The organism is uncultured Nocardioides sp., assembly GCF_902805925.1.
GTDB lineage: Bacteria > Actinomycetota > Actinomycetes > Propionibacteriales > Nocardioidaceae > Nocardioides.
In genome coordinates this window covers 1-21,663 of record NZ_CADCUP010000171.1, presented here as the reverse complement: position 1 = coordinate 21,663, position 21,663 = coordinate 1, and the positions used below count along the sequence as shown (strand labels likewise).

The 21,663-nt window shown below is 73.5% G+C and carries 24 protein-coding genes, 1 tRNA gene and 2 pseudogenes; 11 read left to right on the top strand and 16 right to left on the bottom strand.

Translation table 11 applies throughout. The annotated features are described in order from the left end of the window. From QZX64_RS12485 to QZX64_RS12460, 6 genes are all read right to left on the bottom strand, one after another. A partial coding sequence (locus QZX64_RS12485; protein ID WP_295660312.1) for a hypothetical protein occupies positions 1-743 on the bottom strand: 743 nt, incomplete at its 3' end. An 87-nt stretch (positions 744-830) separates the two neighbouring features. Continuing rightward, complete coding sequence (locus QZX64_RS12480) at positions 831-1,427, bottom strand: GNAT family N-acetyltransferase (protein WP_295660310.1); 597 nt, start codon at positions 1,425-1,427, stop codon at positions 831-833. Between the two features lie 7 nt (positions 1,428-1,434). Next, on the bottom strand, positions 1,435-1,923 hold the full coding sequence (locus QZX64_RS12475) for a molybdenum cofactor biosynthesis protein B (protein WP_295660308.1): 489 nt from the start codon (positions 1,921-1,923) through the stop codon (positions 1,435-1,437). Continuing rightward, positions 1,920-2,390, bottom strand: a complete 471-nt coding sequence (moaC, locus tag QZX64_RS12470) for a cyclic pyranopterin monophosphate synthase MoaC (protein WP_295660306.1) — start codon at positions 2,388-2,390, stop codon at positions 1,920-1,922. Before moaC ends, QZX64_RS12475 begins: the two co-directional genes overlap by 4 nt. Further along, complete coding sequence (glp, locus tag QZX64_RS12465) at positions 2,390-3,619, bottom strand: gephyrin-like molybdotransferase Glp (protein WP_295660304.1); 1,230 nt, start codon at positions 3,617-3,619, stop codon at positions 2,390-2,392. Before glp ends, moaC begins: the two co-directional genes overlap by 1 nt. Further along, complete coding sequence (locus tag QZX64_RS12460; RefSeq protein WP_295660303.1) at positions 3,612-4,997, bottom strand: UTP--glucose-1-phosphate uridylyltransferase; 1,386 nt, start codon at positions 4,995-4,997, stop codon at positions 3,612-3,614. The genes glp and QZX64_RS12460 overlap by 8 nt, the downstream gene beginning before the upstream one ends. A 22-nt stretch (positions 4,998-5,019) precedes the next feature. Here QZX64_RS12460 and QZX64_RS12455 point away from each other — a divergent pair, with 22 nt between their 5' ends. Next, positions 5,020-5,616 (top strand): 5-formyltetrahydrofolate cyclo-ligase, encoded by a 597-nt coding sequence (locus tag QZX64_RS12455; RefSeq protein ID WP_295660301.1) that lies wholly within the window; start codon positions 5,020-5,022, stop codon positions 5,614-5,616. Between the two features lie 4 nt (positions 5,617-5,620). Here the strand turns inward: QZX64_RS12455 and QZX64_RS12450 are convergent, their stop codons facing one another. Next, positions 5,621-8,278, bottom strand: coding sequence for a penicillin acylase family protein (locus QZX64_RS12450; RefSeq protein ID WP_295660299.1), 2,658 nt, complete (start codon positions 8,276-8,278; stop codon positions 5,621-5,623). Here QZX64_RS12450 and QZX64_RS12445 point away from each other — a divergent pair. Beyond that, a pseudogene (locus tag QZX64_RS12445) lies at positions 8,263-8,475 on the top strand (FmdB family zinc ribbon protein); the annotation flags it as partial. The gene QZX64_RS12450 and the pseudogene QZX64_RS12445 overlap by 16 nt on opposite strands. Before the next feature lie 14 nt (positions 8,476-8,489). Here the strand turns inward: QZX64_RS12445 and QZX64_RS12440 are convergent. Continuing rightward, complete coding sequence (locus QZX64_RS12440) at positions 8,490-8,726, bottom strand: hypothetical protein (RefSeq protein ID WP_295660314.1); 237 nt, start codon at positions 8,724-8,726, stop codon at positions 8,490-8,492. A gap of 29 nt (positions 8,727-8,755) precedes the next feature. Here QZX64_RS12440 and QZX64_RS12435 point away from each other — a divergent pair, with 29 nt between their 5' ends. Together QZX64_RS12435 and QZX64_RS12430 are read left to right on the top strand one after the other, a co-directional pair. After that, positions 8,756-9,397 (top strand): SAF domain-containing protein, encoded by a 642-nt coding sequence (locus tag QZX64_RS12435; protein WP_295660297.1) that lies wholly within the window; start codon positions 8,756-8,758, stop codon positions 9,395-9,397. A gap of 10 nt (positions 9,398-9,407) precedes the next feature. Then, on the top strand, positions 9,408-9,755 hold the full coding sequence (locus QZX64_RS12430; protein ID WP_295660295.1) for an MscL family protein: 348 nt from the start codon (positions 9,408-9,410) through the stop codon (positions 9,753-9,755). A 248-nt stretch (positions 9,756-10,003) separates the two neighbouring features. On the opposite strand, the gene QZX64_RS12425 is transcribed toward QZX64_RS12430, so the two are convergent. The 3 genes from QZX64_RS12425 to QZX64_RS12415 all read right to left on the bottom strand — a co-directional run bounded on the left by QZX64_RS12425 (position 10,004) and on the right by QZX64_RS12415 (position 12,039). Next, a complete protein-coding gene (locus QZX64_RS12425; protein ID WP_295660293.1) occupies positions 10,004-10,177 on the bottom strand; it encodes a hypothetical protein in 174 nt (57 codons plus the stop codon). Beyond that, entirely contained in the window at positions 10,174-11,346 is a 1,173-nt protein-coding gene (locus QZX64_RS12420; protein WP_295660291.1) for an LCP family protein, read from the bottom strand. Before QZX64_RS12420 ends, QZX64_RS12425 begins: the two co-directional genes overlap by 4 nt. A gap of 267 nt (positions 11,347-11,613) precedes the next feature. Next, the gene (locus tag QZX64_RS12415; protein ID WP_295660289.1) at positions 11,614-12,039 is read right to left on the bottom strand and encodes an Hsp20/alpha crystallin family protein; all 426 of its coding nucleotides are present in this window, start codon (positions 12,037-12,039) and stop codon (positions 11,614-11,616) included. 96 nt (positions 12,040-12,135) lie between these two features. On the opposite strand from QZX64_RS12415, the gene QZX64_RS12410 reads away from it, so the two are divergent. Together QZX64_RS12410 and QZX64_RS12405 are read left to right on the top strand one after the other, a co-directional pair. Beyond that, a complete protein-coding gene (locus QZX64_RS12410) occupies positions 12,136-12,438 on the top strand; it encodes a MerR family transcriptional regulator (protein WP_295660287.1) in 303 nt (100 codons plus the stop codon). 54 nt (positions 12,439-12,492) lie between these two features. Then, positions 12,493-13,269, top strand: coding sequence for a hypothetical protein (locus tag QZX64_RS12405; protein WP_295660285.1), 777 nt, complete (start codon positions 12,493-12,495; stop codon positions 13,267-13,269). A 3-nt stretch (positions 13,270-13,272) separates the two neighbouring features. Here QZX64_RS12405 and QZX64_RS12400 read toward each other — a convergent pair. Then, positions 13,273-13,348, bottom strand: a tRNA-Arg gene (locus QZX64_RS12400). Between the two features lie 57 nt (positions 13,349-13,405). Then, entirely contained in the window at positions 13,406-14,578 is a 1,173-nt protein-coding gene (locus QZX64_RS12395; RefSeq protein ID WP_295660283.1) for a trans-acting enoyl reductase family protein, read from the bottom strand. Between the two features lie 105 nt (positions 14,579-14,683). Here QZX64_RS12395 and QZX64_RS12390 point away from each other — a divergent pair, with 105 nt between their 5' ends. The 3 genes from QZX64_RS12390 to QZX64_RS12380 are packed head-to-tail and all read left to right on the top strand — an operon-like array spanning position 14,684 to position 17,679. Then, entirely contained in the window at positions 14,684-16,549 is a 1,866-nt protein-coding gene (locus QZX64_RS12390; RefSeq protein ID WP_295660281.1) for a beta-propeller domain-containing protein, read from the top strand. Between the two features lie 39 nt (positions 16,550-16,588). Further along, entirely contained in the window at positions 16,589-16,858 is a 270-nt protein-coding gene (locus QZX64_RS12385) for a DUF2277 domain-containing protein (RefSeq protein ID WP_295660279.1), read from the top strand. Then, complete coding sequence (locus tag QZX64_RS12380; RefSeq protein ID WP_295660277.1) at positions 16,855-17,679, top strand: NAD-dependent protein deacetylase; 825 nt, start codon at positions 16,855-16,857, stop codon at positions 17,677-17,679. The genes QZX64_RS12385 and QZX64_RS12380 overlap by 4 nt, the downstream gene beginning before the upstream one ends. Here the strand turns inward: QZX64_RS12380 and QZX64_RS12375 are convergent. Continuing rightward, positions 17,666-18,352, bottom strand: a complete 687-nt coding sequence (locus QZX64_RS12375; protein WP_295660275.1) for a metal-dependent transcriptional regulator — start codon at positions 18,350-18,352, stop codon at positions 17,666-17,668. The genes QZX64_RS12380 and QZX64_RS12375 overlap by 14 nt on opposite strands. 60 nt (positions 18,353-18,412) lie before the next feature. Between QZX64_RS12375 and QZX64_RS12370 the strand changes: the two genes are divergently transcribed. Then, entirely contained in the window at positions 18,413-19,198 is a 786-nt protein-coding gene (locus tag QZX64_RS12370) for a hypothetical protein (RefSeq protein ID WP_295660273.1), read from the top strand. Next, positions 19,195-20,811 carry a glycoside hydrolase family 13 protein gene (locus tag QZX64_RS12365; RefSeq protein WP_295660271.1) on the top strand — a complete coding sequence of 539 codons (1,617 nt, stop codon included), beginning with the start codon at positions 19,195-19,197 and terminating at the stop codon, positions 20,809-20,811. The genes QZX64_RS12370 and QZX64_RS12365 overlap by 4 nt, the downstream gene beginning before the upstream one ends. Here the strand turns inward: QZX64_RS12365 and QZX64_RS12360 are convergent. Next, positions 20,779-21,261 (bottom strand): MarR family winged helix-turn-helix transcriptional regulator, encoded by a 483-nt coding sequence (locus tag QZX64_RS12360; protein WP_295660269.1) that lies wholly within the window; start codon positions 21,259-21,261, stop codon positions 20,779-20,781. The two genes, QZX64_RS12365 and QZX64_RS12360, sit on opposite strands and share 33 nt — an antisense overlap. Next, a pseudogene (locus QZX64_RS12355) lies at positions 21,258-21,663 on the bottom strand (MFS transporter); the annotation flags it as partial. The gene QZX64_RS12360 and the pseudogene QZX64_RS12355, both read right to left, overlap by 4 nt.

The window sequence follows — 21,663 nt, the reverse complement described above, 5'->3', positions numbered from 1 at the left end:
GACCGGGCGAGGGCCGAGTGGGCGTCGCTGCGGCCCGAGCTCCACACGCCGGTCGAGTCGAGGTCGATGGTCTGCACGGTCCGGCGCACGGCGGCGGGCTTGGAGACGTAGGTCGGCAGGGTCACCGGCACCATGTCCCACATCGAGGGGTCGGTGGCGACCACGGGGGATCCGGTCACCGCCTCCTCGGGGCGGCCGACCTCGGCACCGACGGGCGGGATGCCGGTGGACGTGTCCGCGTCGAGCTCGTCGATGACCGCAGGCGCCGGAGCCGGCGCCGGCGCAGCCGCGACGACGGCCCGCTCCTTGGTGACCATCAGCCGGCAGGCCACCAGCCAGCCGACGAGCAGGGCGGCCGGGATCGCGGCGTACCACCAGGAGAGGACACCGGCGGCCGCCGTGGCGAGCACGGCGACGTTGGCCAGGACGACCGTGCCGAGCACGTTGCGGCGACGGCGGGCGGCGCGGTTGGCCGCCTCACGCCGGGCGGCGGCGGTGAGCGTCCTCGGGGCCTGCCCCTTGGTCTCCACGAGGGGCACCGACACCGCGCGCCCGGGGGTGACGACCAGCCTGGCGTCGCGCCGGCTGACGGGCTCGCGTCGCGCGAGCACCCGCATGGTGTCCGAGAAGCGGTCGACCGAGCGGCTGCGCTGCACCTCGTCGTGGTGCTTGAGCGCCTTGGGCACGAGGTAGACGGCCCAGGCGACGGCGACGGCCACGAAGATCAGTGCGCTGAGGTCCACGCTCAGAGGTTAGAAGCGCCGGCGGTCCGTGGGACGGATGTCCACAGGTGTGTCGCCTGCGAATGCTGTGACTGGTGGTTCGCGGGGTCAGTCCGACAGCAGCCGGGCGAGCAGCCCCTCGGGGACCTCCTCGACGGTGACCGCGTAGATGCGGTGGTCCCGCCAGGCTCCGTCGATGTGCAGGAAGCGCGGCGCGTAGCCGACCTCGCGCAGGCCCAGCTTCTCCACCACGCGCAGGGAGTTGGTGTTCTCGGGCCGGATGCAGATCTCGACGCGGTGCAGGCCCGCGACGGTGAAGCAGTGGTCGATCACCAGGGCCACCGCCCGCGGCATCAGCCCGCGGCCGGAGACCGCCTGGTCGATCCAGTAGCCGATGGAGGCGAACTGGGCCGACCCGCGCACGATGTTGTTGACGGTCACCTGGCCGACGAACCGGCCCCCGACCTCGATGGCGAACGGCATCGCCTGCCCGTCGCGGGCCAGGGTGCGCAGCCGCCGCACCAGCGCGCGGTACGACGCCGGCCGGGCACTCGTCACCGGACCGGGTGGCACGCTGGCCTCCCAGTGGTGCAGCCAGTCGGCGTTGCGCTCGCGGACCTCACGCCACTCGTGCCGGTCGGCGAGGGCCAGGGGCCGGAGGATGAGGTCGCCGTGCGTCAGCCGAGCCGGCCATCCGAGGGCCACGGTCGGATCACGCCCCCCTCGCGTGGTCGCTGCCCAGGATCTGCTCGGCGGCGTGCACCAGCACGGGCTCGAGCACGGCGAGACCGTCCTTCACCCCGCCCCGCGACCCGGGGAGGTTGACGACCAGGCAGTCGCCCGCGACGCCGGCCAGGCCGCGCGAGAGCATCGCGGTGGGGACCCCCTGGGCCACGCCGTACGCACGGATCGCCTCGGCGATGCCGGGCACCTCGCGGTCGAGCAGCGGCCGGGTGGCCTCGGGGGTGCGGTCGGTGGGCGTGAGGCCGGTGCCACCGGTGGTGAGGACGACCCGGGCGCCGGCGGCGAGTGCCGCTCGGATCGCCTCGGCGACCGGCGCGCCGTCGGGCACGACGGCGGCGTCCTCGCACGCGAAGCCGGCACGCCGCAGGAAGTCGACGATCAGCGGCCCCGTCTCGTCGGCGTACACCCCGGCGGCCGCCCGGTTCGACGCCACCACCACGGCGGCGGGCAGGGTCACCGCGACCAGCTCCCGCTCTTGCCACCGGTCTTGGTCTCGACCCGCACGTCGGTGATCACCGCTCCCTTGTCGACCGCCTTGACCATGTCGACGACCGTGAGGGCGGCGACGGAGACCGCAGTGAGCGCCTCCATCTCGACACCGGTGCGGTCGGTGGTGGACACGGTCGCGGCGATGTCGACGGACTCGTCGGTGACGGTGAGGTCGACCGCTACCGAGGAGAGGGCCAGCGGGTGGCACAGCGGGATCAGCGACGGCGTCCGCTTGGCGCCCATGATGCCGGCCAGCCGCGCCACGGCGAGGGTGTCGCCCTTGGGGACCCCGGCTCCGCGGAGCAGCCCGACGACCGCGGGAGAGACCAGCACCCGGCCCGACGCGGTCGCCGTGCGTGCGGTGACCGCCTTGGCCGAGACGTCGACCATGCGGGCCGCGCCGGACTCGTCGACGTGGGTGAGCCGATCGCCCATCAGAACTCCTCGTCCAGGCGGAGCGCCTGCACCATCTCGCCGGCGCCTACCGACGTCGTCTCCTCGGGCACCACGACCAGCGCGTTGGACGCCGCCAGGTCGCCGAGGAGGTGGGACCCGTGACCACCCACCGGGCTCACGAACGCGCCACCGCGGTCGACGGCGTACGACGCCCGCACCAGCTGCCGCTTGCCCGCCGGGGACGAGATCGGGTGGGTCAGGCGCGCCCGCGTGGTGGGGCGCGCGTAGGGCAGCTTGCCCATCATCCGGCGGATCGCCGGGAGCACGAAGATCTCGAACGAGACGTAGGCCGACACCGGGTTGCCCGGGAGCGTGAAGATCGGGGTGTCGTCCTCGCCGACGACGCCGAACCCCTGCGGCTTGCCGGGCTGCAGCGCGACTCCGCCGAACCACACGGTGCCGAGGGAGGACAGCGCCTCCTTGACGACGTCGAAGTCGCCCTCGCTGACGCCGCCCGAGGTCACCACCAGGTCGGCACGGACCAGCTGGTCGGTCAGCGCGTCGGTGAAGGCGCGCGGGTCGTCGGGCACGATGCCGACGCGGTAGGCGATCGCTCCGGCGCGGCGTGCGGCGGCCGCGAGCAGGAACGAGTTGCCGTCGTAGATGGAGTCGTGACCCAGCTGGGTGCCGACATCGCGCAGCTCGGAGCCGGTGGAGATGACGACCACGCGCGGTCGCGGGCGCGAGCGCACCGTGGAGCGGCCCACTGCGGCGAGCAGCCCCAGGTGACGGGGGCCGAGCACGGTGCCGTGCTCGATCAGCACCTCGCCCTGCGCGACGTCCTCCCCGGCCCGGCGGACGTGCTGTCCCGCGGACGGCGCCCGGTGGATGACCACGCGGGCGACTCCGCTGTCGGTCCACTCGTAGGGCACGACCGTGTCGGCGCCCGCGGGCATGGGCGCGCCCGTCATGATCTTGACCGCCGTGCCGGGCGACATGGCCATCAGCCGCGCCTGTCCGGCGCCGATCTCGCCGACGACCGGGAGGTGCACGGGGGTGTCGGCGGTCGCGGTGACGACGTCGGCCAGGCAGACGGCGTAGCCGTCCATGCTCGAGTTGTCGAAGTTGGGCAGCGGGACGGGGGCCGCGACGTCCTCGGCCACGGCCAGGTCGAGCGCCTCCATGAGCGGCTGCGGGAAGTCGGGCAGCGGCGCGACGGTGGAGAGGATCCGCTCGAGATGGTCGGGGACCGGGGTGAGGTCACCCATGCGCGCCGCTCAGCTCGGTCCCGGCCGCGACCCGCTGGGCGGACGCCGCGTCCAGGCTGACCTCCCCGACGACGGTGACCCCGCGGCCGAAGGTGAAGTCGCCGTCGACGGTGAACGACGACGCCCGGCGCAGCGACGGTGCGCCCTCGGGGAAGCGCTTGTCGAAGTCGCCGACCAGCTTGTAGAAGTCGCCGTCGAGCTCGACGTACGGCACCGCGTCGCTGGCCTGGTCGAGCACGAAGTCCCGGCCGATGTCGTAGATGTCGGAGCGCAGCACCAGCAGGTCGTTGGTCGTCTTGACCGGCACGAAGCGGGCGCGGCTCACCTCGATCGTGCGGGCATCCTCGAAGACCTCGATGGCGGCGCCCATGGCCGTCTCGATCTGGACGACCTCGGGGCTGCGCGGGTCGCCCGGGTCGACGTTCTTGACGTTGCGGATCAGCGGCAGGCCGAGGATGCCGTCGCGGGCGTCGAGCGTCTCCTGCATCGCCTGGAGGTCGAACCACAGGTTGTTGGTCGAGGAGTACCTGTGGCGGTCGAGGTCGGCCAGCGCATCGCGGTCCTTGGGCGGCGTCTGTGCGGTCTCCCGCAGGACGATGCGGCCGTCGCTGCGGCGGGTCGCGAGGTGGCCGCCCTTGCGGTCCGAGGGAGTACGCCGCACCGCCTCGATCGCGAACGGCGCTCCCGAGGTGGCGAACCAGCCGGCCACCCGCGCGTCGGGGACCGCACCGAGGTTGTCGGAGTTGGAGACGAAGACGTAGCGGTAGCCCGCCTCGATGAGCCGGCCCAGCAGGCCGCTGCCGCGCAGCGCGGTGTAGAGGTCGCCGTGGCCGGGTGGGCACCACTCGAGGTCGGGGTCCTTGGGATAGCTCACCGGCAGCAGCCCCTCGACGAGCAGCTTGGGCTCCTTGTTCTGGAGGAACTCCAGCGGCAGGCCCTCGACCGGCAGGTCGTGGTAGCGCCCGATCGCGGCCATCGTGTCGGCGGAGGTGCGGAAGCTGTTCATGAACAGCAACGGCAGCGGGGCGTCGTAGGCCGTGCGCAGGTGCAGCACCTGCCGGGCGATGATGTCGAGGAACGACAGGCCGCGGCGCACGCACAGCAGCGACTTGGCGCGGTCCATCCCCATCGAGGTCCCGAGCCCGCCGTTGAGCTTGATCACCGCCGTCTGCCGGATCGCCGCAGCGGCCGCGTCCTCGTCGACCTCGACGTCGGCGAGCCGCTCCATGTCGAGGGGCTCGATCGAGGACTCGGGGATCATGCCGGTCTCGCCGTGCTCGAGCAGCCGGTAGTAGTGCGCGAACGTGTCGATGGCGACCTCGTCGACACCCGCGTCACGCATCTTGGTGCGCGCTACCTCCAGGCCTCTGCTACCCATGACTCGATCGTAGGCTCAATACGTGACGGACACACCTGCGGGCCGCTCCGCGGCCAAGACGGCCCTGCGCGACCAGGTGCTCGCGGCCCGGCGCCGGCGCTCCCTCGGCGAGGCCGCCGACGACGCCGCGGCCATCGCCCGGCACCTCCTGGCGGCCCCGGAGGTCCGCCTCGCGGCCACCGTGGCGGCGTACGTCTCCGTCGGGCGCGAGCCCGGCACCGGTCTGCTCCTCGACGCCCTCGTCGAGGGCGGCAAGCGGGTCGTCCTCCCGGTCGTGCTGCCCGACCTCGACCTCGACTGGGCCGTCTACACCGGCGCCACCGGCCTCGCGCCGGCGCGGATGGGGCTCCTGGAGCCGGTCGCCCCCCGGCTCGGCGTCGACGCGGTGGCCACCGCCGACGCGGTCGTGGTGCCGGGCCTCGCCGCCTCCCCCACCGGTCTGCGGCTGGGCCGGGGCGGCGGCTGCTACGACCGGGCGCTGGCCCGGGTGCCGGTCGGCACCTTCACCTGCCTGGTGGCCTACGACGACGAGCTGGGCCGTGAGGTGCCGGTCGAGCCGCACGACCGGCCGGTCACCGCCGCGGTCACCCCGCGGGGGATCGTGCGCTTCGACGCGTGACCCGTCAGTCGGCGGGCGCCGGCACCAGCTCCAGCGTGTCCTCGCCGGCCTCCTCCACCGCGTCGCGGCTGAAGGGCCAGGGCAGCGTCTCGCCCTCGACGAAGAGCTCGGTCTGGTCGTCGTAGTGGTCGCTGGCCGGGTGCCCGGAGACCCCGGTCAGGTTCACCCACCGGGAGTCGTCGAGGTCGGCGAGGGAGACGACCATCCGCATCGAGGGCGCGCTGGTCACGCGGTAGCCCTCGGTGGCGTCCCAGCCGGTCGCGTTGACGACGCTCGAGCCACCGCCGATCTCCGCCCCGTCGCGGTTGACCAGCCACTCGACGGGCCCGATCCCCGACTCCCCCAGCGTCGAGCCGCGCAGGTCCAGGCGGTGCAGGTGGCCCCAGCTCCAGTCGCCGGGGTTGCGGGCCTGCAGCTTGGTCATCTCGTCGCGCGCCGCGACGAGCGCCTGCTCCAGGATGTCGTCGCGCGTCTCGACGGCGTCGTCGGTGGTGACGTCGTCCCACCACGGGTCGGCGGGCGTGCTGAGCAGTCCCTCCACGACGCCGAACCAGCGGTCGCCCCCCGTGGGGCGCACCTGCTCGCGCAGCTCGTCGGAGAACGTCAGGCGCAGCAGGTTGCTCCACACCACGTTGAAGTACGCCGCCGCGCCGCTGTCGGCGCTGTCGTGGAAGTCCCAGTTGCGCAGCACGCCCTGCCCGCGGCGGAAGTAGCCGCGCGGGAGGTCGATCTCGAGCAGGTACGGCACCAGGGTGGGGGCCATGGCGTTGTGCTCGTCGACCTGAAGCCCCGCCATCTCGGCGACCGACAGCTCGCCCTCGGCCTCGATCACGTCCCGGATGCGCTGCGCGCGGTAGCCCAGGTCCCAGTCGGTCGTCAGCCCGTAGGGGTAGGCCGACCCGACGACCGCCTGGTTGGCCGTCACCACGAACCCCTCGTCGGGGTCCAGCACGCTGGGCAGCGCGGTGAAGGGCACGAAGTCGCCGGTCCAGTCGTGGGCCGGCAGCCACCCCGCCGCGGGCAGCCGACCGTCGTTGCCCGACTTGCGGATCGGCACGCGCCCCGGCGCCTGGTAGCCGATGTGGCCCTCGCGGTCGGCGTACACGAGGTTCTGGGCGGGGACCTCGAACCTGCTGGCCGCCTCCCGGAACGACGGCCAGTCGGAGGCGCGGTTCAGGTCGAGGATCGCGTCGGCGGTGGGACCGGGCTGCAGGGCGGTCCACTGGAGGGCGACCCCGTAGCCGTTGCCGCGGCCCACGTCCGACTCGGGGTCGGCGGGGTCGGCGGGCACGTTGGCGCCGAGGGTGCCGTGGTCGGCCGAGACGTCGGAGAGCAGGGGGCCGTGGTCGGTGGAGCGCACCTGGAACGTGAAGTCGTCGCCGCCACGCACCTCGATGGTCTCGGTGCGCTGCTGCAGCGGCCGCCAGGCCCCGTCGTAGCGCCACTCGTCCTCGCGCACCTGCTCGAGGTAGAGGTCCGAGACGTCCGGCCCGAGGTTGGTGAACCCCCACGCGATGTCGGCGTTGTGCCCGATGATCACGCCGGGCACGCCGGAGAAGCTGAAGCCCGCGACGTCGAGCGCGCAGTCGTCGTCGATCGTGCGGCAGTGCAGCCCGACCTGCATCCAGATGCCGGGCTGGCTGACGTCGAGGTGGGGGTCGTTGGCCAGCAGCGGCATGCCCGTCGCCGAGTGCTCCCCGTCGACGACCCAGCTGTTGGAGCCGATGCCGTCGCCCTTGCCGAGCAGCGCGGGCATCCGGGCCAGCCGCTCGCTGAGCGCCGCGACCTGGTCGACCGCCGCCCGCGGGTACGCCGGCCGCTGCGGCTTGCGGGTGGCGTTGCGCGTGGCGTCCTGCTCGTAGATCCCGTCGACCACCGCGCCCTGGGTGACGATCGGCCGCCGCGCGCGCTCGTCGTACGCCGGGTAGAGCTGGTCGACCTCGGCCTGGTCGTGGTCGAGGCCGGCGACGACCCGGTCCATCTCCTCCTGCATGTTGCCGCGCAGATCCCACGCCATCGCCTTCAGCCAGGCCAGCGAGTCGACCGACGACCACGGCTCGGGGGTGTAGTCGAGGCCGCCGAGGCCCAGCAGCGTGTACTCCACGGCGATGTCGGAGTTGTCACGGTCGGCCAGGAAGGCGTTGACCCCCTGGGCGTACTGCTCGAGCGCCTCGCGGGTCTCCGGCTCCAGCAGCGCCACCTCCTGCTCGGCGACGCGGCGCCAGCCCATGGTGCGGACGAGCTTGTCGGTGTCCAGGGCCTTCTCGCCGAACAGCTCGGAGAGCCGGCCGGCGGTGACGTGGCGTCGTACGTCCATCTCGTAGAAGCGCTCCTGGGCGTGTACGTAGCCCTGGGCCAGCATCAGGTCGGCGTCGGAGTCGGCGTACAGCTGCGGGATGCCCATGTCGTCGCGCACCACCTCGACCCGGCCCTCCAGGCCGGGCACGTCGAGCTCGCCGGAGGTCTGCGGCAGCGGCTTGCGGTAGAACACCCAGCCCGAGACCAGCCCCGCGAGCAACACCAGCACCAGGCCGGCCGCGACGTAGACACCCCACCGGGCGGCCGAGGGCCAGCCGCGGAGAGCACGCCACCAGGCGGTGGTGGCCGGGACGTCGTCGCCGGGAGCGGAGGTGGGGACTGGGGTGGATGCGTGGTCGCTCATCGCCGGTCATTGTGCCCGGTCCGGGGACTGGTCCCGGTCACGTACGATGGGCCGCCGTGCCGACCTACCAGTACGCCTGCACCGCCTGCGGGCACGCGTTCGACCGAGTCCAGAGCTTCAGCGACGACGCCCTGACCCACTGCCCCGAGTGCGACGGACGTCTCCGCAAGGTCTTCAACGCCGTCGGGGTCGTCTTCAAGGGCTCCGGGTTCTACCGCAACGACAGCCGCAGCAGCAGCTCGTCCCCGGCCTCCACGTCCGACGCGTCGACCTCGGACAGCTCCTCGTCCTCTTCCTCCTCGACGCCCTCGACGTCCGGGTCGGGCTCCGACTCCTCGGCGTCGTCCGCGAGCCCGTCCAGCGGCTCCTCCTCGTCGTCCTCGTCGTCCTCGTCGTCCTCCTCGTCGTCGTCCTCCTCCGACTGAGGCCTGTGGACGACCGGCGGCACGCGCCGCCGGACGCCCCTACGGTCGAGGCATGGCCACCGTCACCGACCTGCGGGAGCGTGGGCGCCGGGCACACCGGGTGCTGCGCCGCCGGGTGCTCGCGCACCGGCGGCTGATCGCGTTCGTGTGCGCTGCTGCGGCCGTGCTCGTCGGTGTCCAGGCCACCCGGCCACCGGCGCCGCCCAGCGACGTCGTCCTGGTCGCCGCCCGCGACCTGCCCTCGGGCACCGTGCTCGCGGCCGCCGACCTGACCGAGGTGGCGTACGCCGCCGGCACGGCGCCCACCTCGCTCGACCCCGAGCCGTGGGGTCGCACGCTCGCCGCACCGCTGCGCCGGGGTGAGCCGGTGACCGACCTCCGGCTGGTGGCCCCCGCCCTGGCCGACGGCTACCCCGGCCTGGCGGCCTACCCCGTGCGCATCCCTGACGCCGGTGCGGTGGAGCTGCTGCGGGTGGGCGACCGCATCGACGTGCTGGCCGTCGACCCCGAGTCGGCCGGGGCCACGGTGCTGTTGACGGCGGCGCCCGTGCTCGCGCTGCCCGATGCCGCGGAGTCGACCACCGCCGAGGGGGTCGCCGGGCGCCTGGTGGTGCTGGGCGTGCCGGAGAGCAGGCTGGGCGAGGTCGGCGAAGCGGCGGTCACGCAGTTCCTCAGCGTGGTGCTGGGCCACTAGCGTGCGCCGCATGAGTGGATTCAAGAACTTCATCCTGCGCGGCAACCTGGTCGACCTGGCGGTCGCGGTGATCATCGGTGTCGCCTTCGGCGCTGTGGTGACCACCTTCACGGCCTGGCTGACCGGGCTGATGCCGACGACGGCCTCTGAGTACTTCAGCACCCGTCCGCAGACCTTCGGCGCCTTCCTCAACGCCGTCATCTCGTTCCTGCTGCTGGCCGCGGTCGTCTACTTCCTCGTGGTGCTGCCCTACACCAAGGCCAAGGAGCGCTACTTCCCCAGCGAGCCCGCCGGCACCCCGCCCGACATCGCGCTGCTCGAGGAGATCCGGGACCTGCTCAAGGCCCGCAACGTCTGACCGCCATCCCCTCCCTCTCCGATTGGGCAGAAACGACACCCCAGCGGGCCCGGAGCATGTCGTTTGGGATCCAATCGGCAGCTCCAGGGGCCGAGCCGAGCTTGTGGGCCTCGCAGGCCGGGCAGCCTCCGGTGCCACCCCCCGATTGGGCAGAAACGACACCTCAGCGGGCCGGAAACATGTCGTTTGGGACCAATCGGCACCCTCCAGGGGCCGAGCTCAGCCCCGGCCCACGCCGGGGTGCACACTCAGCCGTGGTGCGGCGGCACCTGGGCTCGCAGCCAGGCGTCGGTCCCGGCGTCGTCGCGAGCCTCCGCGGCGTCACGCTCGTCCGAGGTGGTGTCGGGGAGGACGTCGCCGAAGACGGCGGCCAGCCGCCTGCGGCGTACCCACTCGGGCTCGGGGAGATCGGGACGGCTCATGCGCACAGACCGTTGGCGGCCGCCTGCTCGGCCGCCTCGGCGTCCGGCGCAGCCGGCTTCGCCGGGGAGGCCTCCTTGGACGGCGAGGCACCACCGGACGGCGAAGCAGTGCCGGACGGGGAGGCGGGGTCGGAGGGCGACTCGGCGTCAGAGGGCGACGGGCCCTTGCCGGGGGCGTTGGCCGCGTTGATCGCCCCCGAGGTGAGTCGCTTGGAGAGCGGCTCGTCGTTGCGGATCTTGCGCCACAGTCCGTCGGCCTCATCGGTCCACACCACCCGGCCCCGGAACTGCTCACGGGTGTCGTACTCGATCGGCACGGTGAGGAACTGGATGTTGTCGAGCCCGATGCCCTGGAACTGCAGGCCGAGGTTGCCGATCTTGGCGACGTTCTCCAGGCCCGGGTCGACGGTCAGCGACTTGGTCGCCGCGTTCAGGAACCCGATCAGCCGGTCGATGCGGCTCAGCGTGCCGCCCGAGATGACCTTCTTGGCCATCGCGGCGATGAACGTCTGCTGGCGCGAGATGCGGCTGATGTCGGAGCCGTCACCGAGGGTGTAGCGGGCGCGGACGTAGTTGAGCGCCTCCGCACCCCGGATCTCGCGCTCGCCGGCCGGGATGTTGATGCCGTGCGCGGGGTCGGAGATGTCCTCGGGGATGCAGACGGGCACGCCGTCGATCGCGTCGACCATGTCACGGAAGCCGTTGAAGTCGACCACGACGTAGTTGTCGACGAAGACCCCGGTCAGCTCCTCGACCTGCTTGATGGTGCAGGCCGGCCCGCCCAGGGTGAAGGCGGCGTTCCACATCTCGTCGTCGCCGCCGGGCACCTCACCGTTCCGGCAGTCCGGGCGGGTGACGAGAGAGTCGCGCGGGATCGAGACGCCGTAGGCGCGCTTCCGGTCGGCGGAGAGGTGCATGAGGATCGTGGTGTCGGAGGCCTCGGCGCCGCCCTCGCCGTCGATGTCGTTGCCCTCGCCCTCCCGGGTGTCGGAGCCCATGACCAGGATGTTGATCGGGTCCTTCGGGCCCTCGGCGGCCACCTTGTCCGGGCGCTCGCCGAGCTCGTCGGACAGGTCGACGACGTTGAGGTTGCCGTTGAGGTGGCGGTAGAGGAAGACGACCGAGAGGCCGGTGACCAGCGCCAGCACCACGACGGAGGAGAGAACCACGTAGCCGACGGTGTGCTTCCTGTTGCCGCGACCCCGCCTCTTCGGCGCTGCAGCGGACTCCGCTGACTCATCGGTCTCTGCATCGGACACGCGCGTGCACCTCGGGCTGCTGACGGGCCGGGGGTCCGGCGGGGCTGATCGGGCACGAACCTACGTGGTCCCGGCAAACAGTGTGACGGCCCCGCCGTCGTACCACCAACTCCGCTGTGTTACCGGCCGGTGGAGCGCGAGGGCCCGTGGACGAGCCACGGGCCCTCGGCCCGGTGCTCAGCCGGACAGCGCGGCGTGCTGGTCGCCGGTGCTGCTGATCTGGATCTTGCGCGGCTTGGCCCGCTCGGCGACCGGGACGACGAGCCGGAGCACGCCGTCGTCGTAGGCGGCCGCGATGTGCTCGAGGTCGAGGTTGTCGCCCAGCACCAGCTGGCGGCTGAAGGCACCGCGCGGCCGCTCGGAGGCGAGCATCTCCCAGTCCCCGTTGCGGCCCACGCGCTCGGCGCGGACGGTCAGCACGTTGCGCTCGATGTCGAGCTCCACGGAGTCGGGGGACACGCCGGGCAGGTCGAACTCGATGACGAAGCGGTCGCCCTCGCGCCACGCGTCCATCGGCATGACGGCCGGGCGGTTCGTGGTGCCGAGCATCTGGCGGGCCAGGCTGTCGAACTCGCGGAAGGGGTCGGTGTTGCGCAGCAGCATGAGGGTCTCCTCTCGTGTGTGTGTCAGATGACCTGTATCATCCGATACACATTTTGTAGCACCACGCCGCACGTCGTTCAAGACCGGGAGGCACAAGTGCCAGCGAGCAACGGCGTCGCGAGTGACGCCGGCGTCTACGCCATCTCCGTGGCGGCCACCATGGTGTCGATGGAGATCCAGAACCTGCGGGTCTACGAGCGCCGCGGCCTGGTCGCTCCCGGCCGCACCGCCGGCGGCACGCGCCTCTACAGTGCCGACGACATCGACGTGCTGCACCGCATCCGCGACCTGCTCGCCGCGGGCCTCAACCTCGCGGGCGTCGCCCGGGTGCTGGAGCTCGAGGAGGAGGTACGCCGCCTCGAGGAGCGCCTGCGCGAGGCCGGTGGCCGCCGCGGCTGAGCGGTCTCGCGCGGTGTCCGGACGGATGCGCCCCGCGCGCCCTACATTTCCCCCATGTCGACGCCTCCCCCCGTGCCGGCCGCGCCCGCCCCGAGCACGCCCGAGGACCGCCGGGCCGAGGTGGCGGCCGAGCTCAGGTCGGCGTTGCGCAGCCTCGCCGCCTTCGGGGACGGCGGCTCGCACGCCCACGAGTACGCCGGTGGGCAGCTGCTCGCCGTGCTGTGGGGCCACCCCGCGCACCTGTGCCGCTCGCGTTGCGCGGCGAACACCGGACCGTTCCCGTGCTCCCCGGGGATCCCGTCGCAGCTCGCGGGCATGACGAGGAGGCCGGTCGAGGGCTCGGTGCTGCTGGGCCCGCGCGCGTTCGAGGAGAGCAGGACTCTCGCGCAGCGCGTGCACTTCGAGTACCTCCGCGAGGTCGCCCAGCCCGGCATCCAGACGATCTGGGCCTGGCTGGCGCGCGTCGTCGACGAGGCCGGCGTCCGCGCGGTCACCGAGGCGCTGGCCGACCTCGCGGCCACGCACGAGACGCAGGACCGCTACGCCTGGCACGCCTGCTCCGGCTGGCACGTCGCCGTCAGCGCGTACGGCGCGCACCCCGCGGGTCTGACGGTGGTGACCACGCAGGAGGCGACCGACGCGGGCTACGACCCGGAGGAGGCCTCGCCGGACGACGGCGTGCAGCAGGCCCTCGCGCCCGACGTACGGCCGTTCGTCGTCTGCGACTCAGCCCACCCCTACGCGCGCAGGGCGGTCTCCGTGCTGGAGACCGCACGTGCCACCCGCAAGTACGCCCGGCTGCGCGGCCGGAGCCGGTCGCGGCCGCAGTGACGTTGGTGCCCCAGGCAGGAGTCGAACCTGCGACCTTTCGCTTAGGAGGCGGCTGCTCTATCCGCTGAGCTACTGGGGCGAGGCCGGCGCGGAGTGACCGCGCGGCGGGGCCATCTTGTCACGCACGAGGATCGCCTCAGGTGACGACCTCGAAGGTGATGCCCGCGGCCCGGAGCCGGTCGATGAGCGCGTGCCCCATGGCCTGGGCGGTGGTCACCTGGCCGGCGGTCGGCGGCAGGTCGTCGGAGGCGAGGCAGAGCGCCGACTCGGCGAGCATCTTCGCCGTCTCGGTGTAGCCGGGGTCGCCCCCGGACACCTTCGTGCGCACGGTGCGCCCGCCGGCCTGGCCGACGAAGTGCACGGTGAACCACGAGCCCTCGCGACGCGCCTCGTCGGGCCCCTCCCCCTGCGGCACGCGGCTCAGGACCAGGTCGCGCACCGGCCCCACCTGCGCGACCAGGCCCAACGCGGCCACGCCGACGGCTGCGCCCGCGGCGTACCGCAGGGTGCGGGTGCCGGCGAAGTGCGAGTAGCGGAACCTCGGTCCGTACGCCGGCAGCGCGGCGCCGCTCCTGGCCACCACGATCGGGTCGATGGTGGGCAGCGGCAGCAGCCAGTAGCCCAGCACCGGGTCGCGCTGCGGCCTCGCGCCGCCCGGCTTGGAGGTCCGCCCCTCCGGACGCGGCTCCGCCGAGCGGCGGGCGGCGGAGGCCTCCTTCATCTGCCGGGCCCGCGCGAACGCGCCCATCGCGGAGTGGAAGGTGCCGCCGGAGAACGTGCCCTTCGCGCGGACGACGCCGCGCAGGGTGATCGGCTGGTCGTCGGGCAGCAGGCCCACGGTGAAGAGGGCGCCGAGGTCGTGCGGGATCGAGTCGAAGCCGCACGCGTGCACCAGCCGTGCCCCCGACTCGACCGCGGTGCGGTGGTGGGCGGTCCACATGCGGTCGACGAACTCCGGCTCGCCGGTCAGGTCGACGTAGTCGGTGCCGGCAGCGGCACACGCGGCGACCAGCGGCTCGCCGTGCTGGAGGTAGGGACCGACGGTGGTGGCCACGACGCGGGCGCGCTCGGCCACCGCCCGCAGGGAGTCCGCGTCGGTGACGTCGGCCTGCAGCAGCGGGATGTCCGACCAGCGGGCGTCGAGGGAGGCGACCCGCTCGCGCACCTGCGCCAGCCGGTCGGGGTTGCGCCCGGCGAGCCCCCAGCGCAGCCCCTCGGGCGCGTGGATGGCGAGGTAGTCGGCGGTGAGGCCCCCGGTGAAGCCCGTGGCTCCGACGAGGACGATGTCGAGCTCGCGGTCGTCAGGCATGGCGCCATCGTCGCAGCCCGGGAACCGCCGCCGCGCCCCGGCCGTCACAGTGCCATGCGAGCACAGCGTGGGCATCGAGTCGTACGTAGGGGTGGACGTCGGACGATGACGGCAGCAGCGGCCGCGGCGGCCCTGGCCACCGCCTTCGGGGCGGGGATCGCGTTCGCCGGTGACGACGGCGTCGCGACGCCGCCCGACCGGTGGGACCTCCCGGGGCGGCTGGTGGGTGCCGACCTGGTGGCGGCCACCTCGTGCGAGGAGCTCCTCGACTCCTACGTGCGCCGGGCGATCGACCTCGTCGGGCCCTGGGGCTGGGGAGGCGGCGACCTCGGCTACCTGGAGGCTGCCCGCTCCGACGCGGGGGCCTCCGCGTCGGAGCCGGCGGAGTCGCCGGCCACGACCCGGGCGACGGACGGCGGGACCGGCACCAACGTGCAGGAGGAGGGCGTCGACGAGCCGGACGTCGTCAAGACCGACGGGGACACGCTCTTCCGCATCGACGACGACGAGCTCACGACGTACGACGTCGGCGGCAGCGAGGTGCGCGAGCTGGCGGCACTCGACCTCGGCGGCATCTCGGACGGCGAGATCCTCCTGGTCGGCGACCGGGTGGTCGCCGTCGGCGCCAACCTCCCCCGGCGCAGCGACGACACCCGGCTGGTGGTGGTGGACGTCGGCGATCCCGCCACCCCGGTGGTGACCGGCGCCTGGACGTACGACGCAGCGCTGGTGACGGCCCGCCTGCACGGCGACGTGGTCCGGCTGGTGCTGGGCGGTGGGCTGCCCGAGCTCGACTTCGTGACGCCCGACGACCACCGCGGTGCGGACACGGCGCGGAGCGAGAACGAGGCCGTGGTGCGCGCGACGTCCCTCGACGACTGGCTGCCGCACGTGGTCGAGGTCGGGGACGACGACACCGTCGACCCGGCGGGCGGGGACCTGCTCGCCGACTGCGGCGACGTGACGGTCCCGGCCGACGACGAGGCGGCGCTGGGCACGACGGCCGTCGTGGCGCTCGATCCCGGCGACGCCGGGGAGCGCGGCGTCACGGCGGTCGCGACGCAGGCGCAGACGGCGTACTTCTCCGACGACCGGTTGTACCTCGCCGCCGGCGCAGGCCGGGCGCGGGAGTGGTGCTGCGTCGGGACGCGCGTGCGCCCGTTCGGGCCCGGGGCGGGCGACGACGGCACCACCGACCTCCATGCCTTCGCCCTCGACGGCGCGGACACCGCCCACGTCGCCTCCGGCGAGGTCGAGGGTGCCGTGCGCGACCGCTGGGCGATGGACTCCGCCGGCGGCGTGCTGCGCCTGGCGCTGAGCCCCACCCAGGCGACGGACAGCGCGAGCTCGGTCGTGACGCTGCGCGAGCAGGGTGACGAGCTCGTCGAGGCGGGCCGGCTCGACGGGCTCGGCCCGGGCGAGGACATCCGGTCGGTGCGCTGGTTCGAGGACCTCGCGATCGTGGTGACGTTCCGCCAGGTCGATCCCTTGTACGCCGTCGACCTGACCGACGTCGCCGAGCCCACGTCGGTCGGGGTGCTGAAGATCCCCGGCTACAGCGAGTACCTCCACCCCCTGGGCTCCGACCGGATGATCGGGATCGGGCAGGACGCGACCCTGGACGGACAGGTGCGGGGCGCGCAGGCAGCACTCTTCGACGTCACCGACCTGACCGAGCCGCGCCGGCTCGACACGGTGGAGTACCCGCTGGGCTCCCTGGCCGGTGCGGCGACCGACCCGCGGCAGTTCACCTGGCTGCCCGAACGGCGTACGGCCCTGACCGTGGTCTCCGACGGCCGGGACGGGCGCACCGGCTGGGTCTCGGTGCTGCGCCTCGAGGACGGCCGGATGGTGGGAGAGCTCCTGCCGGTCGAGCGGGGCGAGGAGGTGGCGCAGGTGCGGCTCGTGCCCCTGCCCTCCGGCGCGGTCGTCCTCGTCACCGGCGACGACGTCTCTCTCCTGGACCTCTGAGCCGTTCCGCGGCGTGCGCACGCGACCTACCCTGAGGACATGTGCCGCAACATCAGACCGCTGAACAACTTCGAGCCGCCGGCCACCCAGGACGAGGTCGCGGCGGCAGCGCTGCAGTACGTCCGCAAGGTCAGCGGGACCACCAGGCCCTCGCAGGTGAACCAGGAGGCGTTCGACGCCGCCGTGCACGAGGTCGCGCACATCACCCGGCACCTCCTCGAGAGCCTGGTCACCAGTGCGCCGCCCAAGGACCGCGACGTCGAGGCCGCCAAGGCCCGCGCCCGGGCGGAGCTCCGGTACGCCCGATGACCGACCGGCTGCTGGGTCAGGCCGTCGAGCTGCTGACCGGCCGCCCGCTCGTCGTGCTGACCGGTGCCGGGCTGTCCACCGACTCCGGGATCCCCGACTACCGCGGCCCGGGCTCGGTGCCGCGGCAGCCGATGACGTTCCAGCAGTTCCTCGCGGGGCCCGAGGCGCGGCGGCACTACTGGGCGCGCGGCCACGTCGGCTGGGGCCGGATGGGCACCGCCGGCCCCAACGCCGGGCACCACGCGCTGGTCCGCCTCGACCCCGAGCTCCTCATCACCCAGAACGTCGACGGGCTGCACGAGCAGGCGGGGTCGCGCCGCCTCGTCGCCCTGCACGGCCGGGTGGCCGACGTGATCTGCCTCGACTGCCGCGCGACCTCGGCCCGCACGCTCATGCAGGAGCGGATGACCGCGCTCAATCCCGGCTGGGCCGAGCGGCACGCCGACGTGGCCCTGCGTCCCGACGGCGACGTCGACCTGGCCGAGACCGCCGACTTCGTCGTGCCGGCGTGCGAGCGGTGCGGCGGGGTGCTGAAGCCGGACGTGGTGTTCTTCGGCGAGAACGTGCCCGCGCCGCGGGTCGAGCGGTGCTACGCCGCGGTGGAGGCACTGGCCGAGGCCGACGGCGCCCTGCTCGTGGTCGGGTCCTCGCTCACCGTGATGAGCGGACTGCGGTTCGTCAAGCGGGCGGCGACCCGCGGCGTGCCGGTGGTCATCGTCAACCGGGGCGCCACCCGCGGCGACCCGCTGGCGACGTACACGCTGGAGGAGGGGTGCAGCGAGTTCCTGACCGAGCTGTGCGGGGGCGTCAGAGCGCGGTGACGAAGATGTGGTCGGCCGCCTCGAGGTCGACCTCGGCGGTCTCGCCGCCGGAGCCCACGAGCACGCCTCCCGCGGAGGCGATCACCGTCACCGTCTTGTCGGGCAGGGCGCCCACGCGCCGCAGCGCGCTCATCAGCACCTCGTCCTTCTGCATCTCCTCGGAGATGCGGCGGATGTGCACGCGGGACTCGGCGCCGCCGGCCGCGGTGGCGAGCGCCTCGACGCCCTCCATGAACTGCTCGCCCCGGCCGCTCTCGCCGAGCTCGTCGAGACCCGGGATCGGGTTGCCGTACGGCGAGGAGGTGGGGTGGTCGAGCAGCTCGATGAGCCGCCGCTCCACCGTCTCGGACATCACGTGCTCCCAGCGGCAGGCCTCGGCGTGCACGAGCTCCCAGTCGAGCCCGATGACGTCGGTGAGCAGCCGCTCGGCGAGCCGGTGCTTGCGCATCACCCGCGTCGCCAGCCGCAGGCCCTCGTCGGTCAGCTCGAGGTGGCGGTCGCCCTCCACGGTGAGCAGGCCGTCGCGCTCCATCCGGGCCACCGTCTGGGAGACGGTCGGGCCGCTCTGGTGCAGGCGCTCGGCGATCCGGGCCCGCAGCGGGACGATGCCCTCCTCCACCAGCTCGTAGATGGTGCGCAGGTACATCTCGGTGGTGTCGATCAGGTCACTCACCGGGCCATTGTGTCCTATCCGCCCTCAGCCGGCCCGTCAGCGGGTGGCAGGCTGGGGTGGGTGAACCGCCTCATCGTGCCCCGCCGCTTCTGCGGGCCGCCGTCCTCGGGCAACGGCGGGTGGACCGCCGGAGCGCTGGCGGGTCTCGTCGAGCACGAGCGGCCCGGTGACCGCACCGACGCCCGGCCCGCCATCGAGGTCTCCCTGCGCCGCCCGCCGCCGCTCGACACCGCGATGCCGGTCACCGTGGCCGAGGGCCTCACCGTCGCCTCGGCCGAGGGCTCGACCGTCGCCGAGGCGCGCACCGTCACGGACGCACCGGAGCCGGTCGACCCGGTCCCGGCCGCGGAGGCGCGGGCGGCCGGGGCGTCGTACGCCGGTCTGCGCAGCCACCCCTTCCCCGCCTGCTTCGTGTGCGGCACGGGCCGCCGGGAGGGTGACGGGTTGCGGATCTTCCCCGGCCCCGTCGGTGCGGCCCCCGACGGCAGCACGCGGGTCGCCGCCACCTGGACCCCGCACCCGAGCCTCGCCGACGACGACCACCCGGACCGCACGGACCCCGACGAGGAGGTGCGCCGCACCTCGCTGGCGGTCACCTGGGCGGCGCTCGACTGCACCGGCGGCTGGGCCGGCGACCTCGAGGAGCGGCTGATGGTCCTGGGCCGGATGACCGCGCAGGTCGACACCCTGCCCGTCGTCGGCGAGGAGCACGTGGTCGTCGGGCAGGCCCGCGGCCGCGACGGCCGCAAGACCTCCACCGCCACCACGCTGTACGACGCCGACGGCCGTGTCGTCGCGCGCGCCGAGCACATCTGGATCGCCATCGACCCGAAGGACTTCGCATGACCCAGCACCACCCCGACCGCACGACCGGCGAGCCGGCCCACTGGTGGCGCGACGCCGTCGTCTACCAGGTCTACGTCCGCAGCTTCGCCGACAGCGACGGCGACGGCATCGGCGACCTGCCCGGCATCACCTCACGGCTGCCCTACCTGCGCGACCTCGGTGTCGACGCCCTGTGGCTCACGCCGTTCTACACCTCGCCCCAGCACGACCACGGCTACGACGTCGCCGACTACCGCGACGTGGACCCGCTGTTCGGCACACTGGCCGACGCCGATGAGCTGGTGGCCAGGACCCACGAGCTCGGCCTGCGGCTGATCGTCGACGTGGTGCCCAACCACACCTCGAACGAGCACGCATGGTTCCGGGCGGCACTGGAGGCGGGCCCCGGCTCCCCCGAGCGCGCTCGCTACCTCTTCCGCGACGGTCGCGGCGCCGACGGGAGCGAGCCGCCCAACAACTGGCAGTCGGTCTTCGGCGGACCGGCCTGGACCCGCGTCGAGGACGGCCCCGGAGAGGCGGGCCAGTGGTACCTCCACCTCTTCGACTCCACCCAGCCCGACCTCGACTGGCGCAACCCGGAGGTGGGCGACCTGTTCGAGGACGTGCTGCGCTTCTGGCTCGAGCGGGGCGTCGACGGCTTCCGGGTCGACGTCGCCCACGGCCTGCTCAAGGAGGAGGGACTGCGCGACCAGGTGCGCGGCGACGAGGCCGGCGACGCGCCGCACGCGATGGTCGAGCGGGTCGTGCAGGACGAGCCGATGTGGGACCAGCCGGAGGTGCACGAGGTCTACCGCCGCTGGCACAAGGTGCTGGCCGACTACCCCGGCGACCGGATGAGCGTCGCGGAGGCCTGGACCCGGGGCACCCCCGGCGCGCTGGCGCGCTACGTGCGCGACGACGAGATGAGCCAGGCGTTCAACTTCGCCTGGCTGCTCGCGCCCTGGTCGGCCGGCGCGTTCGCCGAGGTCATCACCACGACGTTCGCCTCCCTGGAGGACGTCGACGCGATCCCCACCTGGGTGCTGAGCAACCACGACGTCGTCCGCCACACCACGCGGTACGGCGGCGGGCCGCAGGGCCTGGCCCGGGCCCGCGCGGCGACGCTGACGATGCTCGCGCTGCCGGGAGCGTCGTACCTCTACCAGGGCGAGGAGCTCGGCCTCGAGCAGGTCGACGTGGAGCCGGCGTTCCGGCAGGACCCCTCGTGGTTCCGCACCGGCGAGCCCGGGCGGGACGGGTGCCGGGTGCCGATCCCGTGGTCGGGCAGCGAGGCGCCGTTCGGCTTCGGGCCGGGCACCGACCAGCCGTGGATCCCGCAGCCGGCGACGTGGTCGCCGCTGAGCGTGGCGGCCCAGACCAGGACCGCCGGCTCGACGCTGGAGCTCTACCGGTCGGCGCTCGCCACGCGACGTACCTTCGCGCACACGGCCGGCGACCACGTCGAGATGCTCGACCTCGGCGAGGACGTGCTGGCCTTCCACCGCGGGCCGCTGACGGTCGCCCTCAACTGCGGCACGGCGCCGGTGCCGGTGCCGGCCGGTGAGGTCATCGCGAGCTCCGGCGACCTGCCGGGCGGGGTGCTACCCCCGGACACCGCCGTCTGGCTGCGCTGAGGCGCCCGGCTGCCCCGGCTCGAGCGAGGCGTTGTAGCGGACCATCTGGTCGGCGAAGACGGCGAGCTCGGCGTCGTCCCAGTCACCGAGGCGCTCGTCGAGGATCCGGCGCCGCTGCTGGGTGACCTCCTCGAAGCGCCGGCGTCCGTCGGCGGTGACGGCCAGGATGCTCGCGCGCCGGTCGGCCGGGTCGGGGGTCCGCTCGACCAGGGCGAGGTCGACGACGTGCTGCACCTGGCGGCTGACCGCGCCCTTGTCGATCTCGAACCTCTCCGCGATGTCGGAGGAGCGCTGCGGGCCCATCTCCACCAGGTAGGCCAGCATCAGGTACGCCGCCGGCTGGAGGTCGGGGTGGACCATCGCGGCCCGCGCTGCGATGACGCGCCGGACGCGGCGCAGGAGCACCCCGATCTCCCGCTCGAGGGCCACCAGCGAGTCGGTGCGGCTCATCGCCGGACCGCCTGCACGGTCGCCTCCGGGGCGATCTCGTCCGCGCGCAGCACGGTGGTGCGCAGCGGCACCTCCTCGATGAGGGCCACGAGGACCAGCGCCATCACGGCGAAGGGCACGGCGACCAGGAAGATGTGGCCGATGGCGGTGCCGAAGGCGTGCTCGAAGACCTCCCGCACCGGGCCGGGCAGGGCTGAGTAGTCCGGGATCGAGGAGCTCTCGCCGGGCTGCTGCTCGACGCCCAGCCGGGCCAGGCCGGTGGCCACGGTGCCGGCCACCTGGTGGCTGAGCACCGCACCCAGGACCGAGACGCCGACCGAGCCGCCCATGGAGCGGAAGAACGCCACGGCCGAGGAGGCGGCGCCCATGTCGGCCTGTGCGGTGTTGTTCTGCAACGCCAGC